This window comes from Dolichospermum sp. UHCC 0259, assembly GCF_009711935.1.
Classification (GTDB): Bacteria; Cyanobacteriota; Cyanobacteriia; order Cyanobacteriales; family Nostocaceae; genus Dolichospermum.
The window spans coordinates 1-9,640 of sequence record NZ_VIKX01000029.1 but is presented as its reverse complement, the minus strand read 5'-3'; the positions used below and the strand labels follow the sequence as shown (position 1 = coordinate 9,640).

Below are 9,640 nucleotides of genomic sequence, written 5' to 3'. Positions count from 1 at the left end.
ATGACCAATTACCAATTACCAATTACCAATTACCAATTACCAATTACCAATTACCCATTACCAATTCCCAATTTCCTCTATATATTCGGTAGTGGGAATCACAGGTGAATATTGGTGTAGTACCTTAGTGATTGCCGTTAAATTACAAGTTAATTCAATTTGTTCTCTTTCTAGCACACCCAGAATAAAATCGGGATTGTCTTTAGCTACCACTGGTAATTGATGTAAACCACGTAATGCCATTCGGTCTAAAGCTTCAGAAACAGGTTCATCATCCCAAGCATAGAGAATATCTGTAGTACAAATATCTATTAATTTTTGAGTAGCTAAATATTCTTGAATTTCCGGCAATGAATTAGGAAGATTTTGGCAGATAAAAAAAGTTCGTTTAATATCTTCTAGAGAAAGAATTCCTACCAGTTTGCCAGTATCATCATCAATAATTAAAGCACTGCGGATTCGTTCCCGCGTCATGACTACCGCAGTTTCTAATACTCCTAAAGTTGCTGATAATTTTTTGGGACAGGTGTACATAGCATCTGCTACTGACATTTGCTGCCAAAGTTCTGCCTTTTCATCTTTCAATTCAGGTAAACCAATCTGTTGCAGATTAGCATTAGCATCTACAGTTGGTTTGATTAGTTCTACTAACCAAACACTTAAACCCACTGCCGCCATTAAAGGTAAAACAATCCGGTAATCACGGGTTAATTCAAATAACATTAAAATTGCTGTTAATGGCGCTCTCACACTACCTGCTAAAACTGCCGCCATACCTACCATTGCATAAGCTGGAGGAGCAGCCATATATTCCCCAATTCCTGGGATGATCAAAGCCAAAAATTTAGCATAGGCAGACCCAAAGGAAGCACCTAAAAACATAGCTGGGGCAAATAATCCGCCCACAAAACCACTACCTGAACTTACCGCTGTCATTAGCAGTTTTAATACTAGTAAAATGAGTAATAAATTGAGAGAAAAATCTTCATCTTGTAGTATTGCTTCTACAGTTCCATAGCCAATACCTAAAATTTGTGGATATCGCCAACCTACTAAACCAATAATTACACCACCCAAAATTGGCTGAATGGACTGAGGAATTTTACCTAATAACGTTAACCCTGGGAAATTGCCAGTAAAGATAGCTTTAGCTAAACGAATGGATTCAGTATAAGTAAGAGAAATTAAACTTGCACCCAAACCTAAACCCAGATAAAGGGGTAACTCTAGGTAACTACGAACCTGATAAGCGGGTAAAGCAAAAGCTGGTTGTGAACCTAAACCAATTTGAGCAATTAAAGCAGCAACAACAGCGGCTAGTAATATCACACTTACAGCAGAAGTAGCAAAATATGTACTGCCCATGACTACTTCTAAGGCAAAAAATACTCCTGCAATGGGGGCATTAAAACCAGCCGCTAAACCAGCAGCCGCACCAGCCCCCAATAGTAACCGCTGACGTTCTTGGGAGACTTGTAAGATGTCCGATAACAATACCCCAAAATTAGTGCCAATTTCTACACTTGGACCCTCTGGACCTAAAGATGCACCACTACCCAGGGAAACTGCCGCAGCGATCATTTTTGTCACCGGTCGCAGGGGTTTTTTGGCTTCTTTGCCCTGAGAAACAGCTATCAGGGATGAAAGTCCTGGTCCAAAATCTTGAGTTCGCCACCGCATGAGGCCAACAATGATACCGCCCAGTATAGGAACAGCCGCTAAGGTCCAAGCGCCCCAAATCCCAATCTGTCCCATCAAATTTTCCAACATGAAGTTGTTAATTAGCTGGATTAAGTAGTGAAAGGTGACTATACCCATACCTGTGCTACCGCCAATTAGCACGGCTAAAAACAGCACTACTGTTTCGGGAGAGGCTTGGAAACGATTAATTAACTGGGTGAACCGCATGGAATATGGGGGAAAGTAGGGTTTTAATCATTGAAGATTCTGAGATATTGATAAATGGGGTAAATGTCAGAAAAATCCATTTTTTGTCTATTATTTCTTATTGTGGTTTATTATGAGAGAAACTGCCTGCTCAATAATTAACTAACAAAAATCACAAAATATTGAGAAAAAATAATTCTGTCCTGCGGTACTAACAACTTGGGTTAGTATTGAGAGGAATACGTCTTTGGATCAATTGCATTCGGAAATTCCATCATAGTATTTTGCCAATCACTATCAGTGATTATGGCATGATTACTAGATTTACAGTAAAATTCAATACAGATATTGTTATAAATAGAATCAAGGGACTAGGCGAGACGAGGTAGATGAGTACAAATACTTTTCATAATCATTATGTTACTTGCCCAATTTGTCAAAAAAATAACAGAACAAAGCCAATAAAGTCTTATATTGGTTTGTTTACCTGTCCTTATTGTCAGGAAAAATTAGTTGTTTGCCAAAGTGGACATTATGTGCGTGATCCATTTATTTGGAGACAAATGATGATTTCGTCGGCTCTCCGTCGTCAAAGCCGACCTTTGGCAAGGATCATCAGAGATTTTATTGTCATTAAACATCCTTTATTGTCTTTAATTGTGGGAAGTGCAATTTTTTTCGGGATTGTGACTATGACTCAAGACAATATGAGTCGTAATGGTCAAGAAATTCCGCAAATTGAAAAAATGAATGAGGGTGAAAAATAGAGTTCAGGAGTCAGGAGTCAGGAGTTCAGGAAGAAGAAAATTTCTGCTTCCCTATTCCCTATTCCCAGCAATTCTCATTTTAAGGTTTCATCGCTCAAAAGTCAGAATCGCGGATTATACGGATTAAAAGATGGCGCGGATTAGGTTGTTTGCTATGATAAGAGTTACTAAAATCCGTGAAATCAGTGCAATCCGTCTAATCCGTGATTCTAACCTTATTTTATTCTTTTCAAAATGAGAATTGCTGCCCTATTCCCTTGCCATAACGACAATTTTTAATTTCCACCTATACTAAAAACGGTTGAGAGATGGACTTTTGTAAAATCACGAAAACCCCAGATTTTTAGGGGTAAAGCATGAGCTAAACCGCTACCCATAAAATCAAGTAATTAAGCCGTGTTGACTCCTGACTCCTGACTCCTAGCCCATGACTTACGTCACGCTGCGCTATCACAGATAACTTTTTCAGCAAACCCAACTTATAGTGAGTTATTTTGTTTAGTAATCAATTGCCAGTCTTTTACTTTGTCTATAACTTTGATGGATTTAAACTGGAGGTTTTCTAAAGTAGATGTGTTAATAAGAAAATAAGGTTGGCTATCATATTGCCAGTAATATTGTAGTTCACCAATGGAAGCAGGAATAATGGTGCGATCGCTATAAAAATCCAAAGAAGGACGATGGTAGGGAAAAGATGTATAGATTTCCTTAACTGCTGGATTGATTTTCGTGATCATTGCTGCTACGGGTTTCACGGGATAGGCTGTATTTAATTCCCAAACCCAGTAATTAGATTTCATTAATAATAATAGAGAAATATAACTTCCCCAAATTAAAATTTTCAGAAATTGTCTATCACCGCGTGCTGCTAAAATTGCGGATAAAGTCATAGTTAAAGCTATTGCGGCAAAAATAATCTGTAACTCTACTTTATCTAATGTTCTGCCACCAAAATAAATACTGCTAGAAGAAGCCACTACCGCCAATATCGCTAAACTCGTTACCCAAGCGCGGGGGTAGCCTGAGAATAAGGGGACATTTTCCATCTGGGCTAATTGAAACCCAAAAGCTAAAGCCAAACTAGGGTAAATGGGGAATATATACCAGGGGAGTTTAAAGCTAATTAGGGAAATAATTAATAGATAAACACCACACCAGATAATAATTAATTTTGCCCAACTAAAATTATTATTTTCCCAGGTAATGCGGATAGTTTGGGGGAGAAATATCAACCAAGGCCATGTCCATTTAGCAATTTCTAAAAGATAATACCAAGGTGCTTGGGATGTTCCATTATTAATGGTTGAAATATGGCTTAAAGATGTATTGACATCAATACTGAAGGGATAGCCATAGTGCCATAATTGAAACCCATACCAGCAGCATACAGGTAGACAACCGATCAAAATACCTGTCCAGAAATAATAACTTGTAAGTAGTCTGGGTGTATCCCAAAAAAGAAAGACTAAAACAACTGCACCTAAATAAACACCCATCATGCCTTGAGTTAGACAAATTAACCCAAAACTAATGCCTATACCTAAGCAGTAACGTAAATCTCGACGCGATCGCAAGACAAACCACATCATCACAATCAAAAAACAGGCAACTGCCCCATCTAACATTGCCAACCTGCCATAACGTACCACAGGCAGCATTGTTAAATAAATCAAAGCACTATAAATAGCCGCCCAACGTTGACGAAATATCTCCCTCCCCAGACAGTATAAGCAAGGTACAGAAGTTGCTGTCAAAATGGCACTAGGTAGGCGCGTTGTCCATTCATTGACACCACCCAGAGAATAAGCCCCAGCAATTAACCAGTGCATAAGTGGCGGGGTGTGATGATATGGTTCACCCCCCAACGTGGGATAAAGCCAGCGCATGGAATCTGCTGGGGCTTGCCAAATTTCCCGCGCTACCCTGGCCACGGTTGCCTCATCGCCATCTTGTAAGGGCGAACCTCCAAGATTGATACTAAACAAAATCACCGCTGCTAATAACAATAGGATTAGCCATAGCCAATCAATCTTTTTTTCAATCACACGGTGCTGTTTTTCTAGATGAGTCCAAATAAAGCTTCCTTCTTGCATATTCTATGCGAATCTTATAACTGCTAGGTTTAATCACATAGAGATTAAAGCGAATCTCCAATGTTGCCATCTAGGAACAATCTATATTCAAAGACAATGGCTAGATCCCAAATTAGCTCAGTTTCTCATGAATAGAGATAATTTTTTGGCGAAGATTTTCTTATTGATTTTTTAAGGAAGTTTACAAGCATTTTTCCCGTTAAATGATATAAATACTACCATTAGCATTTGGTCAATTACCCCGAAGGAGAATGTCAATGAACTTACCTTTTGTTTTAGATGTGGCGCTGGGTTTAATTTTTATTTACTTAATTTTAAGTTTACTAGCTTCAGAAATTCAAGAACTATTAACAACAGTCCTGCAATGGCGGGCTGAACACTTGAGAAGATCAATTGAAATTCTTTTAGCTGGTGATGCTCAAACTTCAGAAAATCCCGAAATAATTCAATTAGTTAATAAAATTTACGGTAATCCTTTAATTCAAAGCATTAATCAAGAGGCTAAAGGTTTATTATCAACTTTGCCGCGTAAAGCTACTTGGGCAATTGGCTCATTCTTTAATCTCTTGAGAAAGTCTAGTTCCCGACTCCGCAAAGAAACTGTTTTTGGTGATCAAAAACGGAGTGCGCCTTCCTATATTGGTGGTGAAAGTTTTGCTAATACTTTTATGGATACACTCCAACTGCCAATTTTGGTAGAAAAATTAACTGAAATTAGATTGGAGCAATTCAAATCTGAACGGTTAGATGATGTTAGACAAATTTTGATTCAGTTACAAGTTTACATTAATAATCAGGAACTATCTAGTGAATTTGCTACCAATATTGCCGCAGATTATAGACAGTTAGAGTTAGAATATAACCGCATTATTGATGAATTCAAAAAGGACAAATATGATATCTACATGGCGATAAATCGGATGCGAGATAGCCTAGATAAATATATAGAAAGTTTTGCCGCAAGTATAGCCAATCATGAACATATTTTAGATAAGCCATTGCGGGAACTAAAATTCTTAAGACAAGATATTTTTGAAAATGCAGAAAAAGCCATAGTGATAGGAGGCTTAAAACCTAATATTAATGAAATTGTCAAATCTATCAAGAAAGGTAGTGATATTCATGGAGAAGTCATAGCAGCTATCCAAGATAAAGATAGTGAAACCTATAAAAAAGTTAAAGAACTGATTGATATTCTGCCGGATTCTGTAGTTAATAACATTCAAGTGATGGCAAAACGCGCCCAACTGAAGGCTAAAAGCACAGAGGAAGGTATTACTATTTTGCGAAAAGAAATTGAAAATAGTTTTGATAGCTCAATGGAAAGAGCGGGTGGTGTTTATAAACGTAATGCTAAAGGAGTGGCAATTATCATTGGCATAACCTTAGCTATCACTGCCAATGCCGATACTTTTCATATTATTAATCGGTTATCTAAGGATTCTTTATTGCGAGAAATAATTATTAACAAAGCTGTACAAGTAGCACCACAAGGATCTAATCCTTCAGATATGAATAAAATAGATCCTAACGAGATTTTAAAGGAAGTTGAATTACCAATTGGTTGGACAAGTGCTAATGTACAACAGCAAATTAACGGAAGCAAATATAGAATTAATGATTTACCTGTTTTCAGTATTTTGACTATGATTGGTGGTTGGTTTATTAGCGGTATAGCTATTGCTATGGGTGCGCCTTTTTGGTTTGATTTACTAGGAAAAGTCATGAATGTCAAAAATGCGGGAAAAAAAGGCAAACAATCTCCCAGAAATGAAGATGAATAATCAATGATTCAGATCCCCGACTTCTTTAAGAAGTCGGGGATCTTGTCTTGTGTTTTTATGTTTTAGAAAATAAAAATTATTTGTAAATCCCATTCTCTATTTTGGCGGATAATTTGGATTTGTTGAATAAATTCACGGAAGTAAAATCTTCGTTCTACCTCTGATAAATCTAACCAAAATTGGGGAATGGAAACAGCTTGAGCTACAGAACGCAAATTCACAGGAGGAAGAATCGCTAATTTGACTTGAAGTTCGGAAATTTCTGTGCGAAGTTTGTAAGCTCTTAATTTTGCAGTTTCTATATCTAAAATTCCCGTTTCTATTAAAGTCGGTAATTTTTGGAGAATTTCTTGCTGACGAGATATATCATTCCCTAAACTATTTTTAATTGCATCTAATTGGGGAAAATTGATCCCAGCGACAGCTAAAGGTAAGTCTCGACAAATATTATCAATGGTTTTTTCTAAAACTACTTGGTAAGGGATAGCACGACATTTAGGCTGTTGAGGGCAGTCGGTTGCGCGTAAATATAAATACTCTTTATTCTGATGACGCTGGGTAACACTGGTGACAATCATCTGTGATTGACATTGATGACAAATGACTAAACCTGCTAAAGAACGGGGCGCACTAGCTGTCCGCGTTGGTAAACGGCTGTTGCGTCGCAATAGTCTATCAACTTGCGCTGCTTCTTCTCTGGATATAATTGCTGCGTGAGTATTAGAGATAATTTCCCTATTTTGATAGGCTGTATCACCGCGATAAACTGGATTAGTTAACCACCGTCTCCCTGTTGTGACAGAGATATTTTTACTGTATTTTTTACTTATATAACGGACGGTAGCACGGACAGAACCATAGAGTAAAAAATATTCAAAAAAATCTTTAACAACTGGTGCGGTAGTGCGATCAATAATATATTTACCTTGTCCTCTGCGATAGCCATAGGGAGATTTTCCCGGTGGTGGTGAGGCTTCTAGGCGATTACGAGCGTGTCCCTGACGAATGCGGCGGCTACGTTGTTGATGTTGAATTTCTGGTAATAATTGTAGTAGTTCGGTGGGGATTTGACTGGATTTGGAAGTATAGGGTTGTTGTGTGGTAATGACTATGACTCCCATTGTTTCTATTTGATTGAGGCGATCGCTCACTTGGGATAAACTATCACCTAATTCTTCTAATCGGCGTACCAGTAGGTAATTTACAGTTTCGGTTTGACAATCTATTAATAATTGTTCTAATTGGGTGCGTTTTCCCAAATCTTCATAAATTTTATCTACTTCCCAACCCCAATCATTTTGGCTGGGAACAGGATCTAGTAATGGATCAGTATAAATATAAACAATTATTTTCATAGAGAGAAATAAGGGAGAATTGGATCTTTTCCTCAATTATTAATTGCAAAAACTCGATTAATCTCTTAATTATGCAATACTGATGACATTTTTTGAGGTGTTTTATAAACTGTGAGTCTGCAAACTGATATTGAAAAAAACAACTTTTTGTTGAAACATACAAGAGCAAAAGATAGCAATTTATCAGTAATTATATCCACTCTATAATTTGTCATCCGTAGACATGATAATATGAATTTTATTCCAGTTGACATAGTTGAACCACTGGATATTCAGACTTCCCATCTTGACTCCTCATTAACTAAACAGGTTTCTAAGCAATTTACTAAAAACGATATTCGTACCAGTTTACAAGCTTCTACGGTAGATGCTATTTTTGCGTCTATTTTTTCTTTGAGTACGGGAGGAATTTTAGTCAGTAATTTGTTAGTCGAGTTGGGTGCTACTCCCGTGATATTTGGAATGTTATCATCAATTCCCATGCTGGTAAATTTTGTTCAACCTGTGGGCGCTTACATTTCCGAACAGACTACCAGTAGATTCAAGTATTCTCTATTCACCTTTGGAATTTCTCGGTTATTATGGCTAATTTTGGTAATTGGTATTTTTGCTAATAATTCCAGTTTACTAGATTCTCAACAATTGGTAATATTAACGTTGTCAATTGTGCTTTTTAGTCATCTTTTAGGAGGATTAGGAAGTGCATCTTGGCTAAGTTGGTTAGCAATTATTGTTCCCCGCAGGTTACGAGGGAGATATTTTGGGATTCGGAATAGTGCTTGTAATCTGACGAATTTAATATGTATTCCTTTAGCTGCATTAGTAATATCACATTGGTATGGTGGAACTATCCAAGGTTATGGATTAGTTCTATCTTTAGGAACTATTTGTGGAATTATTAGTTTGTATTGTCAATATTTTCAAGCAGATGTCAATCCGCAATTACAAAATCAGTATAGTTTGAATGGTTGTGAAAATCCTCCTGAAGATATTTGCCAAGAAGAAACTAATTGGACTAATATTATTAAGCAGAACTCTAAATTTTTACTATTTCTACTTTATTTCAGTATTTGGATGTTGGCTGTGCATTTGAGCGCACCTTTTTTCAACTTCTATTTATTAGATACTTTAGATTTAGATGTGACTTTAGTAACTGTTTATAACAGTCTTCAGACTGGGGCAAATCTGTTAGTGTTGATTTTATGGGGGAAATTAGCTGATAGAATTGGTAATCGTCCCATTGTCGCCTGTGTTGGCGTTTTAGTTGCAATTACACCATTATTCTGGTTAGGAATTGGTAATCATCAACTTGATTTTTGGCTATGGTTGCCGCTTTTACATATTTTCACTGGTGTCACTTGGGCAGGAGTGGATTTATGTAGCACTAATATGTATTTGGGAATTGCCCCGGCGAGGAATAAATCTATCTATTTTGCCATTGTTGCGGCTGTAGGGGGCGTAAGTGGAGCGTTAGGAACAACAATCGGCGGTTTTATTGCCCAAAGTCCTAATTTTGGCGGTTTATTAGGCTTATTTACTCTCTCTAGCCTGTGCCGACTATTAGGGCTGCTTCCCCTCATTTTTGTCCAAGAACCGGGAAAGTAGGAGTCAGAGGGGCAGAGAGGCAGAGGGGCAGAGGGGTAGGAGTTCAGGAAGAAAGAAGGAAAAGGAAGAAAGAAGATAATTTTCTCCCCTACTCCCTTACTCCCCTACTCCCCCCGCTCCCCCCCCTCCCCCCACCCCCCCCTCTCCCC

Annotated in this window: 6 protein-coding genes; 3 read left to right on the top strand and 3 right to left on the bottom strand. The window is 37.7% G+C overall.

Going from position 1 to position 9,640, the window contains the following annotated elements:
* Positions 1–57 precede the first annotated feature (57 nt).
* Positions 58–1,908: a chloride channel protein gene (locus FJR05_RS02965; RefSeq protein WP_168642742.1), complete on the bottom strand. Its 1,851-nt coding sequence runs from the start codon at positions 1,906–1,908 to the stop codon at positions 58–60.
* Between the two features lie 368 nt (positions 1,909–2,276).
* Here FJR05_RS02965 and FJR05_RS02960 point away from each other — a divergent pair, with 368 nt between their 5' ends.
* Positions 2,277–2,654: a hypothetical protein gene (locus FJR05_RS02960; RefSeq protein ID WP_168642741.1), complete on the top strand. Its 378-nt coding sequence runs from the start codon at positions 2,277–2,279 to the stop codon at positions 2,652–2,654.
* 479 nt (positions 2,655–3,133) lie between these two features.
* Here FJR05_RS02960 and FJR05_RS02955 read toward each other — a convergent pair whose 3' ends face one another.
* A complete protein-coding gene (locus FJR05_RS02955; protein ID WP_168642740.1) occupies positions 3,134–4,747 on the bottom strand; it encodes a glycosyltransferase family 39 protein in 1,614 nt (537 codons plus the stop codon).
* A 257-nt stretch (positions 4,748–5,004) separates the two neighbouring features.
* On the opposite strand from FJR05_RS02955, the gene FJR05_RS02950 reads away from it, so the two are divergent.
* On the top strand, positions 5,005–6,531 hold the full coding sequence (locus FJR05_RS02950; RefSeq protein WP_168642739.1) for a hypothetical protein: 1,527 nt from the start codon (positions 5,005–5,007) through the stop codon (positions 6,529–6,531).
* A 62-nt stretch (positions 6,532–6,593) separates the two neighbouring features.
* Here the strand turns inward: FJR05_RS02950 and FJR05_RS02945 are convergent, their stop codons facing one another.
* The gene (locus tag FJR05_RS02945) at positions 6,594–7,886 is read right to left on the bottom strand and encodes a recombinase family protein (protein ID WP_168642738.1); all 1,293 of its coding nucleotides are present in this window, start codon (positions 7,884–7,886) and stop codon (positions 6,594–6,596) included.
* A gap of 231 nt (positions 7,887–8,117) precedes the next feature.
* Here FJR05_RS02945 and FJR05_RS02940 point away from each other — a divergent pair, with 231 nt between their 5' ends.
* A complete protein-coding gene (locus FJR05_RS02940) occupies positions 8,118–9,491 on the top strand; it encodes an MFS transporter (protein ID WP_168642737.1) in 1,374 nt (457 codons plus the stop codon).
* Positions 9,492–9,640 lie beyond the last annotated feature (149 nt).

Excerpts from the sequence above, each read along its gene's own strand:
- FJR05_RS02955 (WP_168642740.1), bottom strand. The coding sequence starts at position 4,747 with ATGCAAGAAGGAAGCTTTATTTGGACTCATCTAGAAAAACAGCACCGT.
- FJR05_RS02965 (WP_168642742.1), bottom strand. The coding sequence starts at position 1,908 with ATGCGGTTCACCCAGTTAATTAATCGTTTCCAAGCCTCTCCCGAAACA.
- FJR05_RS02940 (WP_168642737.1), top strand. The coding sequence starts at position 8,118 with ATGAATTTTATTCCAGTTGACATAGTTGAACCACTGGATATTCAGACT.
- FJR05_RS02945 (WP_168642738.1), bottom strand. The coding sequence starts at position 7,886 with ATGAAAATAATTGTTTATATTTATACTGATCCATTACTAGATCCTGTT.
- FJR05_RS02960 (WP_168642741.1), top strand. The coding sequence starts at position 2,277 with ATGAGTACAAATACTTTTCATAATCATTATGTTACTTGCCCAATTTGT.
- FJR05_RS02950 (WP_168642739.1), top strand. The coding sequence starts at position 5,005 with ATGAACTTACCTTTTGTTTTAGATGTGGCGCTGGGTTTAATTTTTATT.